The sequence below is a fragment of the Salinispira pacifica genome, assembly GCF_000507245.1.
GTDB lineage: Bacteria > Spirochaetota > Spirochaetia > DSM-27196 > Salinispiraceae > Salinispira > Salinispira pacifica.
The window spans coordinates 1,730,470-1,749,459 of the sequence record NC_023035.1 but is presented as its reverse complement, the minus strand read 5'-3'; the positions used below and the strand labels follow the sequence as shown (position 1 = coordinate 1,749,459).

The 18,990-nt window shown below is 51.2% G+C and carries 16 protein-coding genes; 7 read left to right on the top strand and 9 right to left on the bottom strand.

Annotated elements, in window-relative coordinates; genetic code table 11:
• Positions 1 to 47 precede the first annotated feature (47 nt).
• The 5 genes from L21SP2_RS07735 to L21SP2_RS07715 all read right to left on the bottom strand — a co-directional run bounded on the left by L21SP2_RS07735 (position 48) and on the right by L21SP2_RS07715 (position 5,903).
• Complete coding sequence (locus L21SP2_RS07735; protein ID WP_024267947.1) at positions 48 to 827, bottom strand: hypothetical protein; 780 nt, start codon at positions 825 to 827, stop codon at positions 48 to 50.
• A 3-nt stretch (positions 828 to 830) separates the two neighbouring features.
• Positions 831 to 1,040, bottom strand: a complete 210-nt coding sequence (rpsU, locus tag L21SP2_RS07730; RefSeq protein ID WP_041402484.1) for a 30S ribosomal protein S21 — start codon at positions 1,038 to 1,040, stop codon at positions 831 to 833.
• Between the two features lie 63 nt (positions 1,041 to 1,103).
• Positions 1,104 to 2,348, bottom strand: coding sequence for a M23 family metallopeptidase (locus L21SP2_RS17115; protein WP_081719520.1), 1,245 nt, complete (start codon positions 2,346 to 2,348; stop codon positions 1,104 to 1,106).
• Positions 2,349 to 2,386: 38 nt separating this feature from the next.
• A complete protein-coding gene (gene recJ, locus L21SP2_RS07720; RefSeq protein WP_024267944.1) occupies positions 2,387 to 4,492 on the bottom strand; it encodes a single-stranded-DNA-specific exonuclease RecJ in 2,106 nt (701 codons plus the stop codon).
• A 46-nt stretch (positions 4,493 to 4,538) separates the two neighbouring features.
• Positions 4,539 to 5,903, bottom strand: a complete 1,365-nt coding sequence (locus L21SP2_RS07715; RefSeq protein WP_024267943.1) for a thymidine phosphorylase — start codon at positions 5,901 to 5,903, stop codon at positions 4,539 to 4,541.
• A 152-nt stretch (positions 5,904 to 6,055) separates the two neighbouring features.
• Here L21SP2_RS07715 and L21SP2_RS07710 point away from each other — a divergent pair, with 152 nt between their 5' ends.
• Complete coding sequence (locus tag L21SP2_RS07710; protein WP_053335766.1) at positions 6,056 to 6,556, top strand: hypothetical protein; 501 nt, start codon at positions 6,056 to 6,058, stop codon at positions 6,554 to 6,556.
• Here L21SP2_RS07710 and L21SP2_RS18365 read toward each other — a convergent pair.
• Positions 6,539 to 6,895: a hypothetical protein gene (locus tag L21SP2_RS18365; protein WP_024267940.1), complete on the bottom strand. Its 357-nt coding sequence runs from the start codon at positions 6,893 to 6,895 to the stop codon at positions 6,539 to 6,541. The two genes, L21SP2_RS07710 and L21SP2_RS18365, sit on opposite strands and share 18 nt — an antisense overlap.
• Complete coding sequence (gene recO, locus L21SP2_RS07700; RefSeq protein ID WP_024267939.1) at positions 6,859 to 7,302, bottom strand: DNA repair protein RecO; 444 nt, start codon at positions 7,300 to 7,302, stop codon at positions 6,859 to 6,861. Before recO ends, L21SP2_RS18365 begins: the two co-directional genes overlap by 37 nt.
• Before the next feature lie 221 nt (positions 7,303 to 7,523).
• Here recO and lon point away from each other — a divergent pair, with 221 nt between their 5' ends.
• The 3 genes from lon to L21SP2_RS07685 all read left to right on the top strand — a co-directional run bounded on the left by lon (position 7,524) and on the right by L21SP2_RS07685 (position 12,279).
• On the top strand, positions 7,524 to 9,869 hold the full coding sequence (lon, locus tag L21SP2_RS07695) for an endopeptidase La (protein WP_024267938.1): 2,346 nt from the start codon (positions 7,524 to 7,526) through the stop codon (positions 9,867 to 9,869).
• A 71-nt stretch (positions 9,870 to 9,940) separates the two neighbouring features.
• Positions 9,941 to 10,972: a M15 family metallopeptidase gene (locus L21SP2_RS17110; RefSeq protein ID WP_169730443.1), complete on the top strand. Its 1,032-nt coding sequence runs from the start codon at positions 9,941 to 9,943 to the stop codon at positions 10,970 to 10,972.
• Positions 10,973 to 11,019: 47 nt separating this feature from the next.
• Positions 11,020 to 12,279 (top strand): peptidase U32 family protein, encoded by a 1,260-nt coding sequence (locus L21SP2_RS07685; RefSeq protein WP_024267936.1) that lies wholly within the window; start codon positions 11,020 to 11,022, stop codon positions 12,277 to 12,279.
• Here the strand turns inward: L21SP2_RS07685 and L21SP2_RS07680 are convergent.
• A complete protein-coding gene (locus tag L21SP2_RS07680) occupies positions 12,264 to 13,235 on the bottom strand; it encodes a hypothetical protein (protein WP_024267935.1) in 972 nt (323 codons plus the stop codon). The genes L21SP2_RS07685 and L21SP2_RS07680 overlap by 16 nt on opposite strands.
• Positions 13,236 to 13,391: 156 nt before the next feature.
• Between L21SP2_RS07680 and L21SP2_RS07675 the strand changes: the two genes are divergently transcribed.
• Both L21SP2_RS07675 and L21SP2_RS07670 read left to right on the top strand, forming a co-directional pair.
• Positions 13,392 to 14,732 carry a DUF1015 domain-containing protein gene (locus L21SP2_RS07675; protein WP_024267934.1) on the top strand — a complete coding sequence of 447 codons (1,341 nt, stop codon included), beginning with the start codon at positions 13,392 to 13,394 and terminating at the stop codon, positions 14,730 to 14,732.
• A 60-nt stretch (positions 14,733 to 14,792) separates the two neighbouring features.
• Positions 14,793 to 15,743 carry a TP0183 family DNA metabolism protein gene (locus tag L21SP2_RS07670; RefSeq protein ID WP_024267933.1) on the top strand — a complete coding sequence of 317 codons (951 nt, stop codon included), beginning with the start codon at positions 14,793 to 14,795 and terminating at the stop codon, positions 15,741 to 15,743.
• On the opposite strand, the gene L21SP2_RS07665 is transcribed toward L21SP2_RS07670, so the two are convergent.
• Entirely contained in the window at positions 15,707 to 16,243 is a 537-nt protein-coding gene (locus tag L21SP2_RS07665) for an FtsB family cell division protein (RefSeq protein WP_041401346.1), read from the bottom strand. The two genes, L21SP2_RS07670 and L21SP2_RS07665, sit on opposite strands and share 37 nt — an antisense overlap.
• A gap of 180 nt (positions 16,244 to 16,423) precedes the next feature.
• Here L21SP2_RS07665 and L21SP2_RS07660 point away from each other — a divergent pair, with 180 nt between their 5' ends.
• Positions 16,424 to 18,988, top strand: coding sequence for a midas domain-containing protein (locus L21SP2_RS07660; protein ID WP_024267931.1), 2,565 nt, complete (start codon positions 16,424 to 16,426; stop codon positions 18,986 to 18,988).
• The last annotated feature ends 2 nt before the right edge of the window (positions 18,989 to 18,990 follow it).

Here is an 18,990-nt window from a genome sequence, read left to right as displayed (position 1 = left end):
AAGACGCCGGAACTCAGCTTTCCGGAGGGAATGCCCTGACGGAAAGCTTATGTATCCAAAAAGAATGGTCCGGCAAGAAATAAAATATCAATATCAGTGAAAGCTCCCCAGAAATAGAACCGCGGCGTTGCAGCGGAATTTTCTCCCGGACCTGAAGCAGCGGGTCGGGAAAGCACCTCCCGGATAAAGGTTACCGAGTCGTATCTCTGGATTTCTCCGTTTTCGGAAACCTGCAGTATTTGAAAGTATGAATTCTGGGGGAAGGATTCGGGCCGCATCGCCATGGAGGACAGCCTGGCCTCCAAAGCATCCGTACGCTCTTCTGAAGGCATATTCAGCTGTGCATTCAGCGTCCGGCGGTTACCGGAAAAATCCTCAAGAGTTACTTCATAAATCCCCGTACCAAGGCCCCGTGAACCGGCCGAAGCAAACCATGGATATAAAAAATCAATCCGTGACTGATCACCGGAAGAGGCAAAAAACGGTGAACCTGTGTCAGCCGGCTCCTCTGCGGAATTTTCCGGCGGAGTACGGGTAAACACTGCATCTGCCGGTGCGAGATCCGCACGCCAGGAAAGCATATCGGTTTCGCTGTGCAATGAAACCTGCTTCAGAATAGTATCACCCTGTTCCAGACTTACCTGCAGGGCCGCAAACACGGTTGGTTCCTGAAAGGATGGATCGTACACAAAAAGCGGGTACAGTGAGGCAGAGCGCAGTTCCATACTGCGGGATGTGCATGCCGCTGTGAGAAGAAGTGAAATGAGGCTGATGAAAAAAAACGCCCGTCTCCAGTTGAAGCGGGCGATTACATGTAAACTGCTCATGGCTTAGTAATTTTTCATGTTCTGCAGTTTGCGCATTTTCTTCTGGATTTTTCGTTCCAGAGCTTTGCGCTTGCGGTTCTTAATTGTTGAAGGTTTTTCGTAATATTCCCGCTTTTTCCATTCACGGATAATGCCCTCTTTTTCAACCATTCTCTTAAAACGTTTGATGGTCTTCTCGAGGTTTTCACCTTCATCTACTTTAATGAACGCTATGGTAATCACCACCTTTATATTTAGTTGGAGAGCCTCTCAAAAAAGATTAATTTTGACAGGTTCTCAGTCGCCATACAATATATAATTGAGACGCTGTTTGTCAAGCAGCGGGGAAATGAGCATATCTCTGGGATCAACGGCAGCCCCCTGGATTCGCAGCTCCCAGTGTAGATGACTGCCTGTGCTCAGTCCGGTCTTCCCTGCGGTACCCAGTTCCTGGCCGCTCTCAAGGAGATCCCCTTCTTCTGCCGCTATTTCACTCAGATGATAATACATTGTGTACACCCCGGGAAGATGCTCCAGGACCACCGTCTTGCCGCTTACTATGCGGTCCTCGGCCATAACCACTTCGCCGCTGAAGGGTGCAAAAACCGGGGTTCCTTCGGGTGCACGGAAATCCAGACCGTTATGGATGCTGTACGCCTCATCGCCGCTCTGATATGCATAGGTTCGCCGGTCGCCGAAGCCCGAGGTATATTCCACATTGTCCAGGGGAATTCTGGCTGCTTCGCTCAATTGGATCTGCCGGGCGGAAGAGTTGCTGCTCAGCAGAAGTTCGTTCAGGGACTCGGTCTCTGCAAATCGTCGGGGGCTGTCATCGGTACGGATATCGGTGAGCTGTCGGTTCAGATAAATCCGTTCACGGGTAAACTCTCTGGGGCTGATTCGGAGGGTATAGTCCCGGGTAAACTCCCTGCTTTCATCTTCGCTTTCGTCTTCGGTTTCATCTGCGCTTTCAACTGCAGTTTCCTCTGCGGCAGCGTCTCCGGATTCAGATCCATCGTGTCCGGCTTTCTCAGACGCCTCATCTCTGATATGACGCAGCCTGAGAGTATACTCCCCTGCGGTCATCCAGCTGTGAAACCCGGCATAAAAATAGTACAGATTCAGGTCGGCGTCATCTTCCACGGAACCACTGTCGGCCGGGGACTGCTCAGATGCTGAAGGCGCGGGAGACATTTCCTGCCCGGGGACAGAGAGAGGAATTCCCGGTATTTCCCGGGCCTGTGAAAGGTCTTCTGTTGTGAATTCAGAAGAATCAGAATGCAATTCTGATCCGCCCTCAAGGAGATGAAGGGTGTAGCGGTAGCCGTCTGCGGGCTCAGGGGCGAATGCTTCAAAATAGGAACCCGGCGTATAGAACGGCCTGGAGACGATAAAACCGGGAATCGGAGTGGCTTCCTCTGTGTGCGAAGCTTCTCCCTGATCACCCTCAGGCCCGGAACCGATGCCCGGAGAAACAATCCCGCAACCCATCCACAGGCTTACGAGCAATAGTACTGACAATTGTGATACGTTTTTTTTCATCTCTTTAACAACATAGGCTTCCGGGAGAGTTTCGGCAATCAGCTTCGCTGGATATCGATAATATTCAGCTGCATGTTGCTGTTGCTTCCGAAATAATTGCGTTCAACGGTGAATGCACACTGGACGGTATCCTGAAGCTGAAAATCATTGGGGAAGCGGTCAGCCGAGGACCAGAACACCGCCGGCCACTTTCGTTTACCGATGTTCAGAAGAAGCCGCAGATGGGACTGATCCTTCCCGATCACCTGACAGTTCTCGATCTTTGCAGAGGAGGTCATATAGCGTATTTCCTGGAAATCCATTCCCCGGGGTTCCAGGGAGGCCTGGAACTGCTCAAGCTGTTCGGTCACCATTTCCGGCGGAAGATGAAGATCCAGATCGAGGGCGGCATCCTGCTTTTCGTCCAGTTCAATAAACGCAGCAGCCTCTTCCAGTCTTTGAGTGAAGGTATCAAACTGATCCCTGGGAAAATGAAACCCTCCGGCGGCATCGTGACCGCCGTAATCATCAAAGAGATCCGAAAAGCGGCTGAGAAAATCGGTCACATGGAACCCCCGGATGCTCCGGACCGAGCCCACGTAATGGGAATTCAGATCTGCAATTACGAATGCGGGCACCTGAAGCAGGCGGGCTAAGCGGCCGGCAAGAATACCGGTAATGCCCCTGTGAATGCTGGGGTGATATACCAGGGCCAGCTTGCCGTCAAATCGTTCCAGAGATTCTTTTGCATCGGGTATTACTGCTTCCCAGGCTTCGTTTCCGAGCCGCTTTCTGTCTTCGTTAAGCTGATATATCTCATCAGCAAGGGAGGAAATATCGCCCTCCTCCAACAACAGTTTAACGGCTAAATCGGGGCGCCCCATTCTCCCGGTGGCGTTGATAGCAGGGGTGAGCTTCCAGGAGATGGTCTGGGAACTGAGGCTTTTATTCAGCAGGCCCAGTCTTGCGATGAGTTCCCGGAGACCCGGGCGCCTGACTGCCGAAAGAAGTTTCATCCCCTGCTTCACCATAATCCTGTTCTCGTTGAGAAGAGGCATCATATCGGCAATCAATCCTAATGATACAAGATCCAGCCGGGATTTCATGTTCTGAAGGATCCCGGGATTTTTCGCATAGAGATAGCTCACCAGAAGCTGGACCCCCGCATCAATCTCCTGTACCGGCTTGGAACTGAATTTATTGAGTTTGGATCCCTGGAGCATTCGCAAAAGGCTCTTGCCCTTCAAGGCGGGAAACTGCTTCCACACTTCCTGGGAAATATCCTGAACCGCCACCTCGGTTCCCGGCCCCAGGAGCTGACGAAGAAGTTTCAGCTGCACATCCTCCTGATACACCAGAATCGCCTGGTCGGAAATGAAGTCGATCACCCGCATGAGCTGAACTTCGCTCGAACTGTTCACAAATGTTTCCGTAATCCGTGACTGCTCAACCAGATTGGAAAGCTTCACCGCTTCAACAATAATGCTGTCATTCCCCGGCCTGAGATTCAGGAAACAGAACACCTGGTTATAAAAATCGCTTCGGGCCATATCCAGAGCGGTGAGAACCTTGAAGACCAGTGCCACCGCACTCAGACCCTGAAACGGATAGGTCTCTCCCGGAGACTTGGGGTTGATGATGGCTGTTGCGTCGGGCTGATATTCGCCGGGATTGTGATGATCGATAATGATGCTGTCTATTCCCGCTGACCGGGCAAATTCGACCTCCCTGATGTTTCCGATACCGCAGTCTACGGTGATGATCAGACTCACATCCCTGGCGGCGTATTTTTCCACCGTTTCCAGCTGAAGGCCATAGTGGTCATCCCCCATGGGAACTTCCCAGAACACCTCAAGCCCCTCATCCCGAAGGGCTGAAACCATCAACGCTGTGGAGGTAATACCGTCCACGTCCCGGTCACCGAATACCAGTACCTTTTCCCCTTCTTCCAGGGCATTCAAAAGGCGGTCGGTACACAGATCCATCTGCGAAAACAGAAACGGGTTGTGCAGCAGTCTGATATCATCATTGAGAAAGTACTTCAGTGTTTCAGGCTCCAGAATATTGCGTGCCAGAAGCAGCCTGGAGGTCAGGGGATCTGTTCCGTATTTCCCGGAAAACAGTTCTATTTCTTCTTTATCTACGTTGGGAACATTCCATTCCATGCTTAGGTTTACCTGTCTCTTTGTTGGGGGTGCTGTATCGGCGCGCTTACACTCCGATCACTTCACGGATCATCACCGGGGGCTGAACCGGATTTTGTGAAAGTTCTACCACATTTTCCAGGTACTGCAAAGCTGATTTCATTCTCTCATTCTCCCGGGCGAAGAGAGTCAGAATTACATCGCCTTTTTTCACCGATGCTCCGGGTTTTTTATGAACCATAATGCCCACATCCGGATCTACATCATCGCTGGCGACATTTCTTCCTGCACCCAGAATCACCGATGCAGAACCAACCATATATGAGTCGATGGCGGCAATATATCCGTCGGAATCCGCAGTAATCTCCTGCCTCACAAGTCCGTCACGCGTACCGATCTTTCTCACGGCTGCGTCTTTGTCTCCGCCCTGAAGCTCTGCGTTTTTCCAGAAACACTCCAGCGCCGACCCGTTCTCAATTACCTTAAGACATTTTTCCACCGCCTCAGGGAAATCCGGGGCCACCCCGCTGACCACCAGCATCCATGCTGAAAGATGAAGAGTTACCTCCATCAGATCTGCGCTCTCCCCTTCAACAATCAGCTTCCCATTATCCAACCGGGCATTCCAGCCTTTTGATTCCAGGCAATGGATACTTTCTTCAACTTCCATGAAATTTCCCACCATTGTGCCCAGGGGGGTATCCATATTTGTAATAACTGCGGTAACACCCCTTCCCAGCTCATTTCCGGTTCTCACCAGGGAATCGGCAAGTTCCCGGGCCTCCTTGGGCGTCTTCATGAACGCACCGCTTCCGTATTTCACATCAAAAACCAGATGCTGGGCCCCTTCGGCGAACTTCTTGCTGAGTATGCTGGCAGTAATCAGGGGTATGGACTCAACGGTACCGGTCACATCCCGCAGGGCGTATAGTTTCTTGTCTGCAGGTACTATGTCGCCGCTCTGTCCTGTCATGGCAAAGCCGCAGTCCTGGATGATCTCCGCGAATTTTGCAGGACTCAATGCTGTGGAAAACCCGGGGATGCTTTCAAGCTTATCGAGAGTACCGCCGGTATGCCCCAGTCCCCGGCCGGACATCATGGGCACCTGTGCACCGGCGGCTGCAACTATGGGAGCCAGGATGAGACTTACCTTATCTCCCACCCCCCCAGTGGAGTGCTTATCCACCAGTGAGTTACGGGAGTAACCGCTGACTGAACTGAGGTCAATAACCTCTCCGGATGCAATCATGATTTTGGTAAGAAGAGAGGTTTCCACACTGGTCATGCCCTGAAAATACACCGCCATGAGGAATGCAGAAATCTGATATTCGGGGATGCTCCCATCCACGTATCCATTAACAATAAACGCGATTTGCTCTTCCGAAAGAGTTTTTCCGTTCCGTTTTTCTAAAATTATATCCAATGCCCGCATACTACCTTCCTTCGTATTTTTTGGAATCCGGTATTGTACCACGCTTTTTGCCTCCTACCAATATCCCGGCGCCTGCTATGTAGACGTTGTATGGTCCGAATGTTGCCTGTGCAATTATTGAGAGAAATGCCGGATTCTGGTACGGTGAAGCCATGCAAAAAACATCCGGCACGTCGCTGCCATCCACCCACATGCTTTTTGTTGATCTTGATGGTGTTCTGGTTGATTTCGACCGGGGCGTCAAAGAGGTAACCGGCAAACTGCCCCATGAACTCTCACCCAGAGAGATGTGGCCCCGGCTCGCCAAAAGCGGAGACTTTTACAACCGGCTCCACTGGATGCCCGACGGCAGGCAATTGTGGGATGAACTGAAACATATGAACCCGGTTATTCTTACGGGCCTCCCCATGGGAAATTGGGCGGAAGCGCAGAAACGCAGCTGGTGCGCACGGGAACTGGGCGAAGATGTGGAAGTGATCACCTGCATGTCCAGGGAAAAAGCAAAAAAGGCCCGGGAACGGGCGGGAACGAGGATTCCTGTCCTCATCGATGACCGGCTGAGACTGAAGGAAGCCTGGGAGGAGATGGGCGGGATTTTCATCCATCACACCGATGCAGTCAAGAGCCTGCGGCAGCTAGGGGAAAAGACCTGATTCAAGGCTTTTCAGCTTTCGTCCCATTCCGTATTCATATATCCCCGTGAGAAGCCGGAATATTCCGATCATCTGACCACCGGACAATCCAATGGTGTTTCGGGCATATTCAACAGAGTCCCTGAGAGAAGCTGAAGTGCAGAAATCAAGAAAACGCCGCTGGGATCCGTCCATGACGATTCCTTCTCCGGGACTGAAGGATGAAGTGAACCCTTTTTCATGAAAGAGGTATACGGATCTATGTGCAGCCGGAATCTGTGCCGATCGTCGTACATCGAAATCGAGTTCGGGCTGTTCGCCGATTATTTCCAGATAGCGCCATAATGAAGCCGATGCCAAAAGAACTTCTTCCCCCCCGCCAGGGTATCCAGAGCTTCCAGATATTCAAACATCAGTCTGTACGCCCGGGGGTCCTGGTCGTTCCCCCAGTATGCTTTCAGCATTACCTCCGTAAGAAGGCTGGCGGCATAGATCTTTCCCGGATCGTTTCTCAGGGTGGTAAATTCACGGATTACATCGATATCCACGACCTTGGTGTAGTTTTTCACCGGATCCTTGTAGAAGAAGATCTCACCGGTGTGAAAGGTCTGGGTGGATGCTCTGAGCGAACTCTTCTGACCTGAGGCCCCGTACGCCGTTGCACCGATTATTCCCATTCCGGGAGTGATTATGGAGATATACCGGTTCTTATCTTTACCGGGCCGCACTCGAAGAATAATTCCGGGACTTGAGAAATTCCGCTTCATCGGGCTCAATATGAATTGAGTTGACGAATTATTCAACTACCAATATTTTATTCCGGATGCTGATATCCATATTTCCTGATGCATGGGATCAGCGGGACCGTTGAAATCTTCAGGTACTCTTCAAAATGAGTACGACTGATTTCGACCCTGAAGCAGGAGGGCTCAACCTACCCCTTTGATCCTTCCTCACATCATGTCTTTTCATCAAACGGAGTTAACTTATGTCAAAATTTGAAATTGCACCTCTTGAGCTTTCACTTCCGCAAAAGCTGAGAATCGTACCCATGACGGGAAAACCTATTTTCCCGGGAATCTTCACCCCCTTGATGATCAGCTCCGATGAAGATAAGGCCGCAGTGGAAGAGGCCGTGGAAAGCGACGGACATGTGGGCCTGGTTCTCACCCGCACTGCCGAACAGGAACAACCTGGGTTCGAGGAGTTGTATCAGATCGGCACCGTTGCGAAGATCGTGAAGCGGATAAATCTTCCCGATGGGGGAATCAACGTATTTATTTCCACGATCCGCAGGTTCAAGATCAAGAAGCCTATTCAATCCGCTCCTTCGCTGATAGCAGCAGTTGAGTATATTGATGATGATTACGAAGATAGTAACGAAATAAAGGCCATGGCCAGGAGTCTTCTCACTGAAATCAAGCAGATATCCGAGGGGAATCCCCTGTTTTCCGAGGAAATGCGGCTGAATATGGTGAATATAGATCATCCCGGGAAAATTGCCGATTTTATTACATCAATACTGAACATCGACCGGGATGAGCAGCAGGGGGTTCTGGAAACGTTGGATATCCAGGATCGAATGGAAAAGGTCTTGGTGTTTCTGAAAAACGAGAAGGAACTTCTCCGGATTCAGAAGAAAATTCAGAGCCAGATCAACGAAAAAATTGAAAAAAGCCAGCGGGAATATTTCCTCAAGGAACAGCTGAAGACCATCAAGGAAGAGCTGGGTATTGCGGTTGACGGGAAAAGCGAAGAACTGAACAGGCTGGAAGAGGCTATCGAAGCTCTTCAGCTGCCCGAGGATGTACGGGAACAGGTCGATAAGGAACTGCACAAATTCAGCCTTATGGATCCGAACACCTCAGATTATCATGTGACCCGGAACTATCTGGATACCATCGTAAGCCTTCCCTGGAATGATCCCGAACATAAAGAAATCGATATGAAAAAGGCTTCGAAAATTCTCAATGCAGATCATTACGGGCTGGAGGATGTGAAGGAACGGATTCTGGAATTTCTGGCGGTGCATAAGAAAAAGAAGGATTTCAAAGGCTCGATCATTCTGCTGGTAGGCCCCCCGGGAGTGGGGAAAACAAGCATCGGAAAATCGGTGGCCCGCTCCCTGGGCAAGGAATTTTTCAGGTTCTCTGTGGGAGGCATGCGGGACGAAGCTGAGATTAAAGGCCACAGGCGGACCTATGTGGGAGCCATGCCCGGAAAGATCATTCAGGGACTGAAGATCGTGAAATCCAAAGATCCGGTGTTCATGATAGATGAGATCGATAAACTGGGAGCAAGCTTCCAGGGAGACCCGAGCTCGGCCCTGCTGGAAGTACTGGATCCGGAACAGAATATCAGCTTCCGGGATCATTATCTTGACCTGCCCTTCGATGTAAGCCAGGTTCTGTTTATTGTTACTGCCAACACCCTGGACAGCATCCCCAGGCCCCTTCTTGACCGTATGGAGGTAATTCGCCTGAGCGGATACATTGCACAGGAAAAAGTGGCCATCGCAAAGAAATATATCATCCCCAAAAGTCTCGAAAAAAACGGCCTCGATAAAAAAGAGGTGAGCTTCAAGAAAAACGCTCTTCAGAAAATCGCCGAAGGGTATGCCCGGGAAGCGGGTATGCGGAATTACGAAAAAGCTGTGAACAAGATTAATCGCAAGATTGCCACCAAACTGGTTATGGAAGAAGCCGAGACACCTGTTGAAATAGATGAGTCCAATCTTCCCGATTATCTTGGTCAGCCCTTTTTCCGGGAAGAGGACCGTAAAATTCTGAAACCGGGAATGGTAACCGGACTCGCCTGGACCAATTTCGGCGGCGACACCCTTATTATCGAAACCGTAGCAACCAAAGGAAGAGAGAACTTCAAACTCACCGGTCAAATGGGAAAGGTGATGCAGGAATCGGCCAATATTGCCTATACCTGGGTAAAAAAAAACCTGGAAGACCAGAAAGATACGGAAGGTTTTTTCAGCGAACACACCGTCCACATCCATATTCCCGCAGGAGCCACTCCCAAAGACGGCCCCAGCGCCGGGATAACCATGGCCAGCGCACTTCTTTCCCTGGCCCGGAACAGGAAAATCCGCAAACGTCTGGGGATGACCGGGGAGTTGAGCCTCAGCGGCTCGGTACTGCCCATCGGGGGATTGAAGGAAAAAACCATCGCGGCGAAACGGGCCAAGGTGAAAGAGATCATTATTCCCAAGGCCAATGAGCGGGATCTTGCGGAAATTCCGGAACACATTACCCGGGGGATTACCTTTTATCCGGTTGAACATATGGAGGAAGTTCTGGAGATTCTCTTTCCAAAGAAATAGTTGTGATGTATTGTGAGCCCCTGAAACTGAGAGAACTCAGGGGCGGAGAATTGGGGACAGGAAAACATCATATGAAAAAATCACCAAAAAAATCCGGGACTGCCAATAAGCTTCCCTTTTTGCGGAGAGTGATCAGCATTACCGGCACCGGTCTTCTGGTTCTCGGTGCGTTGCTTGTGGGTTTATTTGCGGGAGCCCGGTATACAACCGCCCTTCCATTGGTGGGTGAAGAGGTTGCTGAAGCCGGAGAAATTAATTCTTCAGAAGATGCTTCTGAAAACACCTCCGCATCAGACTCTGAAGCAGAGAGCCTCACTGAACCTGAAACGGTAAGCCCCCTGCACCCCGGCTTCACTCTCGGTGCATCAGATTTCCAGGAACTGGTACGGCAGGGCGTAAGTTCCATGAATTCTGCCGCCCCGGAGGAAACCCGGGAACAGATATATGAACATATCGTTTCAGAGCCCGCCATATTCCTGCAGTATCTCCAGGGGATGCTGAACAGCCCCGATCCCATGCTCTATGCCCTGGCCGATAAACGGCATAGTTTATCGTCAGATTACGTGCCGTCGGATCTCGTATCCTTGAACGAATATCAGTCGACTCTGGTCCTGAACCGAAACGATCTGAGTCTGCGCAGTTCCATCATGCCCATGGTGCTGGCCATGGTTGAAGCTGCCCGGCTGGACGGCATCACCCTTGATTTTTCCAGCTCCTACCGCAGCTATGAATACCAGGAAGGTCTGTTTCAGCGGCATGTTGATAATCTTGGGCTGGAAGAGGCGGAACGGGTCAGCGCCCGGCCGGGGACAAGCCAGCATCAGCTGGGTACAACCATGGATTTCGGTTCCGTAACCCCTGCATTCGCCGTCCACCCCGCCGGTTTGTGGCTGGCGGAACATGCCGGAGATTTCGGCTTCAGCCTTTCGTATCCCGACGGATATGAGGAAATCACCGGCTACAGTTATGAGCCCTGGCATTTCCGCTATATCGGCGATGCAGCGGTGAGCCTCCAGGACCGATACTTTCAGGGAATTCAGCAGTATCTTCTGGAGTTTTACCACTACACTCATGAGGAGTTCAGAACCCGGCTTCTGCCCTGAAGCAGTTCCGTCTTGACCTCCGCTCCCCCCTGTGATACATAGCTGCAATGGAATTGCTTGCCCCTGCGGGGAATATAGAAAAACTGGAAACGGTGTACCGCTACGGTGCGGATGCCGCCTACATAGGTATCGGAAATTTCAGCCTCAGGTCTCGGGCGGAAAATTTCGGAGGCGGAGACGGCAGACGGATTGAGGAAATAAAAGGCGGGCGGAAACTCTACGCCGCCTTAAACATCTACTTTCACGATAAAGACCTGGCGGACCTGGAACGAAATCTGGAAGTTTTCACCGAATATCCTTTCGATGCATTCATTATTTCTGATATCGGCGCCCTCCCCCTTCTCAAGCGCACTTTCCCCGGAATGGAGTACCATCTTTCAACCCAGGCCAACTGCATCAACAGCGATGCTGCAAAACTCTATGCGGATATGGGATTCTCCAGGATCATTCCCGGGAGAGAGCTGAGCCTGGAAGAGATAGCTCAGCTGAAAAAAGCGGTTCCCGAACTGGAAATTGAAACATTCATACATGGGGCGATGTGCCTGGCATATTCGGGGAGGTGTTTTCTCAGCAGCTGGATGTCCGACCGTTCGGCAAATCAGGGAGACTGCAGCCACAGCTGCCGATGGAATTACCGCTTGATGGAAGACCGCTCACCGGCTTTGGCAGAGGGCTCCATGGCTTTGGAAGAGAAAAAACGGCCCGGCGAATACTATCCGGTAATGGAGGGAGATGGTTATACGACCATCATGTCCAGCAAAGATATCTGCATGATTGATCACATGCAGGAGCTCTACGACGCCGGTGTGGACAGTGTAAAAATTGAAGGCAGGATGAAATCCCTCTATTATGCCGCAATGGTGACCCGGGCGTACCGGAAAGAGATTGACCGTGTGAGCGGAAGAGACCCCGGACTCACCTCTCCCGAAGACACACGCCCCTATAAAGATGAGTTGTACAAGGTGAGTCACCGGGAATTCTCCACCGGATTTTACTTCGGAACCGGGGAAATCAGCCAACCCAATGAGATAAGCTATGCCCGCAGCCACATGTTTCTCGGAACCATAGGCGGGGAAATTAGTCCCGGTCGGCATATTCTGCATGTGAAAAACCAGATCCGCAACAACGATATTCTTGAGTACATCGGACCTGACGTTTTATTTATCCAGGACCGTGACTTCATTATCTACAACCAGAACGGCGAGAAGGTGGATCAGGCAGATCACGGTAAGTATTACGAAATCGAAAGCTCTGCAGAAATCGATGAGGGTTTTATTGTGAGAAAGGAAGTTCAGCCCAGTTCCTGAGCCTGGAGCATTCTCCGTTGAACCAGATCCATGGTCATCATGAACCGTCCATACCAGGCCTCTTCTATGAGAGGCTTGAGAGAACGGTTCAGCTCCTCTTCAAGGTTTTGGTAGCTGCCTTCCAGTACTCCATCACTGTTTTTTGATTGAACCTGTGATTGCATGCTTGAAAACGGCCAGAGATCCCGGGCAGATCCCCTCTGGAGACTGTTGATAAGTGCCGCCGAGTCCTGGAACAGCCCTCCGGGTATGGAAGACGTCCAGTTCTCCCAGGCCGAGCGGAGACCGGGGAAATCCGGATACTGTGATTCAGGTAAGACATGTTGAAACTCGTCCGGAAACATATGCGTAAGTCTCATATCATGCAGCTGTTCAAGCCAGAGCCTGCCTGGAAGTATGGGGATCAGGCAGTTTGTATCTCTGTCCCGGTCCTGGTTGCCGCCCTTGTTCTTCATGGCTGCCGGCGCAAGCCAGAAGATCTCAAGCTGTGAACCGGAGAGATCTTCATAAAGCCGCTCTTCGATCCTGTAACGGATAGAAACAGGTAAATCGGATACCAGCTCCACTGCCCTGATTCCTGCGCCTGAGAGACTGAGAAAGTCGGAAATCGTTTCGCTCAGCCGTGCGGATAAAAAGGGAAAGGCATCCTCCCCACGTTCATCAAGCCCCAGACGCCAGTCCTGCTTTCCAGGAATCCAGAAGGGGTGATCAAGATAAATTCGTACGGCAATCCGGTCCCCGCCGCTGAACAGCTGGGAAAAAACCTTTTCATCATAGGCAAGCCCGTCACCTCTATCCTGAAACGGAAATACGGGAGTCAGATGAAGTGATACATAGTTTCCATGTTCCAAATCGGGGCTGTCCAGTATCCGCCGGACAGTCCGCAGAAAAAGCTCAGGAGTCGGCGCAAGGGGCTGCACATCAAGATGAATGGCTGAACAGGGTCCGGAAATCATAGCCTGAATTATAGAGAGGGATCTGTACAGGGCGCAAGGAAAATCTTACATCTCCGGTTCCCTCCGTTGTTCCTTCCGTTGTTCCGGCCCTCCCCTTGAAGATGTGGGGTAAACTGAATATGCTTCAGCAAGGTATAATTTTAACAAGGCGGCCACATGAACATTAATACATCTGCACTGGAAAAGCTCGGCTTACAGGTACCGGAAATCCTCCTTCCCAGAGAGGATATCCCCCAGGATAAATGGGCGGTCATTGCCTGTGATCAGCACACCTCCGACCCGGAATACTGGAAAAGAGTTGAGGAATACCGGGGGAAAAGCCCAAGCACCCTTGATTTGGTCTATCCCGAAGTATATCTGGAAGATGACCGGGGAGATGAACGAATTTCAGATATTCATTCAGCCATGAAACGGTATTTGGACGAAGGCGTTCTCAAAAGCAAGGGCCGGGGATGGGTGTATGTTCAACGGCACACTGAAGCCTCCGGTTTGCGTGAAGGACTGGTCCTTGCAGTGGATCTGGAGAAGTACGATTACTCGGCGGATAGTACCAGCCCCATCCGGGCTACGGAGGGCACGATTCTCGACCGCCTTCCCCCAAGAATCAAAATCCGGAAACAGGCTCCCCTGGAACTTCCCCATATCATGATTCTCATTGATGACAGAAGCGCATCCATCATCGAGGGCTTAAAAGAGCGCACAGATGATCTGGAATGTATTTACGATACTCCGCTGATGCTTGACGGAGGACATCTCAGCGGATACTGGATCGATCAACCGCATATCATAAATGATATTCTCAGCCGCCTGGAACCCCTTGGGGAGAGAGAAACCAGCCGCCGCCTGTACGGCAGCGACAATCCCCTTCCCTTTGCCATGGGCGACGGAAATCACAGCCTTGCCACTGCAAAAGCCGTGTGGGAGGCGCTGAAAAAAGAGCATCTGGAAAACGGCGGCAGTTTTCAGGATATCGAAGACCATCCGTCACGGTATGCGCTGGCAGAACTGGTGAACATCTACAGTCCCGGGCTCCGCTTTGAACCCATTCACCGTTGTCTCTTTCATACCGATGCCGAGGCCTATTTCCAGGCCCTGGAATCCGAGACCGGTTCAGCAACAGTACGACTGGATTCCGAAAAAGAGGCAAAGGAAATCCTGCAGGCGCATCAGAACGATGCAGTAGCCTACCACGACGGAAACTGGTACCATGTGTCCAATCCCCTGAGTGAACTGGCTCCGGCTGTGGCTGACAGGGCCTTTCATACCATTGAAGACCGGCTCGAGGGCGGGAAGATCGATTTTATACACGGATGGGATCACAGCAAATCCATTTGTGAGGCATCCCCGGATCGAATCGCCGTGTTTTTCAATGTGATACCCCGGGAGGAGCTTTTCTCCTACGTGGTTCAGCACGGAGCATTGCCCCGGAAAGCATTCAGTATGGGCGATGCCGAAGAAAAACGGTATTATTATGAGGTTCGCAGGGTACGCAACTGATGCTCTGATTAGAATATGCGAAATCTGGATTTTTCCCACTGCGGGGAGTAGAGTTATTTTATGAGGAAAGCCCTTTTATGCACAGTGAGCCTCATTTTTCTCAGCGGATTGATCCTTCCTGAGACGATTGCCGCACAAATTCCCCGTTCGCGCATCAGTTTCGCCTTTGCAGGTCTGCTCAGCGATCAGTCTGATTTCAGCCCCGAAGAGATCACCGTTCTGGAAAACAGAATTACCAGCCATCTGCTGGAAATCGGACGGGCTGAGAACTACCGGATCATCCCCATTGACGACACCTCCCGATTTGCCGAATCATTTCCCTTCGGCGAGAACGCCGGCGGATTCATGCAGAGTTACCCCGACGCAGCGCCGCCCCAGTCCCGGGGGGTGATCATCGGAGAAATCAACAGAATCGGTGAACGGATCTATCTTGATCTCCATATTTACAGCCGAACCAGCGGAGAACTGCTTCTGGCGGACTCCTCTGACTTTCCGGGCTTTGAGGAGGCTGTGGCCGGCGTACGGCGGGGTGTACGAAGCCTCTTCGGCTTTGAAGATGAACCGGAATCATCAACGGGAATAGCCCGGGGCGTGCAGTCCCAGTCAGGCTCCGACCAGGAGTGGCGCAGACCCACAATGAATGGAATCAGCGGAACCTGGGAAGGGGACACGGGAATCGGGAATGTAATTATCGAGAGCGACGGCACCGCCTACGCCGAGTTGGCGGGAGATGACAGTATGCGGCTGAGGGTAGTTATTGAGGAAGAGAAAGTGAGAATCCGTCAGGATGAACCCAATGCTCCCAAGCTGTATCTGCCGCTGTTCCCCTATTCCATCGCATCTCAGATTGTGGATCTCGCCCGCCCCATGAGCTGGGAGTTCCGTCTGAGCAGCAACGGCGACAATCTCATCGGGGAGAAGTTTACATCGTATTTTTTCATTGAGGACGGTCAAATCAGCAGGGTGGACAACACCTACTCACGTGCCGCCAGATGGATCCGCATCGAATGACTCATATCAAAATCGCTGCCCACTGTCCCGGGTTGTGATACCGGAGCCCCGGTGCCGGGGCTGTTTTTTTGCCCCTTCTCCGGGGGGTACAGCGGAATAAACAGCATAATAATCAAAACCAATACGCTTACCGCCGCCGAAATGGCGCGGATAACTCCGATTCGCCTGCTGTGAGAGGGTTTGTAATATACGAGTGTCTGACCAGGGCTCATTGCCGGAAGTTCCCGGGGGGCATTCCTGAGACGCATCATCCTTTCGTTCTGAAACAGCAGACCTATGCGGTGGGCCTCCCGGATAAGGGCGTCTTCCTGGTCCCGGAGCTGATAATAATATGCCTCCAGATACTCCCCTTTTTCCCTGACTTGAGCTATATTGGTCTCAAGGGACTGGCGGAATTGATCCAGTTCCTGATAATTGGCCTGACTGTGGGGACCGTACATCAGTAAGAGAAGCAGATAGGCGACAATGCCGCTGAACAGGGATGTAAGTATCCGGAGCATTTTCATACCTTTCAATTAACGGTCGTCGGCACTGAAATCTTGAGGCTTCTATACCCTTCGTATCTCCAACATTGACAGCCAATGGTCCATGCTGTAGATTTAAATTAGGTATAACTTTTTAATCGGTTCGGCCGATACTTTTGCTAGACTACTACCGATCGAACGACCAGGAGATCGCCGATGGCTGATGAAAATAACGCTCAGGACATGGATATGGACCTGGAACTTGATGAATTAGATGATCTCGATGATGAACTCAATGAGTATGGTGTATTTGTAAAAGCCGGTCCTGAGGATGTGGAGGATGAGCCTTCGGATGCCCAGCTGCAGGATCTTCAGGAAGAAAGCTCCAATGCCCCGGACACTTCAGGTGAAGCGGATGAATCTCCCGCGGACCTCAGTCCCGATGAAGAAGATCTGCTGGGTGCCCTGGAAGAGTCCGGAGACTACACAGAAGACGACAGCTTCAGCCTGGATGATGATCCCGATTTTGCCATCGATGACGATTCAGATGATATTCCCGTAAAACCGGACATTCAGGTATCCGGAGATAACGGTACAGCGGAAGAATCTCTCAGCGAAAGTGAATCACAGGCTCTGGACGATGCACTGAATGACCTTGAAGGGCTGGAAGAAGAGATCAGCCTGAGCCTGTCTGATGAAGATGAAGAAGATCAAACCATCTATCTTGAAGAAGATGAGATGAAACTTGACCTTGATGAACAGCGGGATGATGTTGCTTTTGAAGAAGAGGAAACCCTGGACGATATCGTAATACCGGATCTTGATGATGACCTCGATGACATAACCATTCCCGAACTTGATGACGAAATCTCAATACCCGATTCCAATGACGAACAGCAATCCGGAACCCATGAAAACGAGGAACCTCAACACGGCGGTGGAGAATCGGATTTGGATGTGGGTAATGGCGACGAAGCGCTTCCCGGAGATCTGGAACCAATGGATGAACTGGAAGACGACGGATCTGATGATGTGCTTCAGGAAATCAGTCTGGATGAGTTCATGGATAAAACCCAGCCGACTGAAGACCAGCCGACTGAAGACCAGCCGACTGAAGACCAGACCGCCGAAGAGCAGACACACGAAGAGTTTTCACTGGATGAAGAAGACCTTTCTTTCGACATGGACTCCGAGAGCAGCAGCGCAGGTGATGCGGATTCCATTGAAGCATTCAACGCGCCGGAGCAGGATGAAGACTTTCTCGAGCTGGATGATGACGAAGATCTTCTGGGCAGCGAAGTTGAATCAGATGACATAGACATTGATCTTGACGAAGAACTCCTGGATTTTTCCGGGGCGGATGATGAAGCATTCTCTCTGGATGATACCCCTGGAAATGATTCTGATGTCGACTATACCGGCTCAACGGAAGACGAACTGGAAGACTCTTCTCTTCCGGGTGCAGAAGATGATGTGGTAAGCATTGAAGACCTCCCCGACAGTGATTATTCCGAAGATCTTGATGAACTGGAGATTGATTCCGAGGATTCCTCCTCCGATGAAGGAGAGGATTTTGATGACGTAGCGGCATTCTCCGACAGCCTATCAGAGCCGGAGGAATCCGAAGCCACGGAAACTTCAATGGTGGATGAGGCCATCCGCAACAGCCAGGAAGCCGAGGAAGGCGGTAACGAAAACCAGGTGCTGGCAAGTATCGAAAGCGAGCTTTCGGCCATTAAAACAGAACTCACCGACCTGAGGGCGGAACTTCACCGCCTGCGAAGCGGAGGAGCCGTTGCCGGCGCCGCTGCAGGGGCAGCAGCAGCAGCAGCCGCCTCGACTACTCCAGGTGATGAAGCCAAAGAAACCGAAGAATCTCCGACTGCTCAAATTCCGTCGGATGAGGAACTGCACGGTGGTTTTTTCGCAGGCGAGGATGAGGATGAAACCATAGCACTCACCGGCGATGAATTGGATAATATTCTCAACACCGCCGAGTTCACAGAGGAAAGCGGACAGGCAACAGCTTCACCGGACGAAGATTACAGCCAGACAGCCTTTGAAGACAGCTCCCAGGATAATAATAAGGTCACAGAAATATCTATAGAGGGCGAAGAAGAAGATCCCTTCGGCGGAAGCGACGATGAACTCCAGGCAATGGCAGAGCTGGATATCGAAGAAGAACTGGCAGGCATCGACGATCTGAAGGATGACAGTGACGACATTCAGCTCTACACCGGTGATGAACTGGAGGACATGGAGCTGGAAATCCCGGAAATCGGTGAGGAAGAAAGTCCTGTTGACGGGGAAATTGAAGCCGACGGCGTGGATGATACTGATATTGAAGATGACTTTTCCGATTATTCTGATTCTATTGCGGAAGCTGAAGCAGAGGAATCAGGAGCTGAAGAAGGGTTGAGTGCTGATGAAGAAGCAATGCTCATGGGTGAGGAAGAACCTGAATCACACATGGATCTGGACCTCTCCGAAGATGAGCCCGTTGAGGAGCTTAATCTGGAAGAAATCGAGGACGCTGGAACAGTTTCGGATGAATTCAGTGAACCGGAAGCCCTGGATATTGATCAAGCTGATGAAAATGCCCCTGAGCCGGTGCAGCCCGATGAGCATCAGCTTACCACCGAGTTAAAACAGGAGCTGAAGGCCGTACTTACGTACATGGATTCACTGCTGGAAAACCTGCCGGAAGAAAAAATTGAAGAGTTTGCTCAGTCCGAGCATTTTGCAACCTACCAAAAACTGTTCGAAGATCTGGGACTCTAATC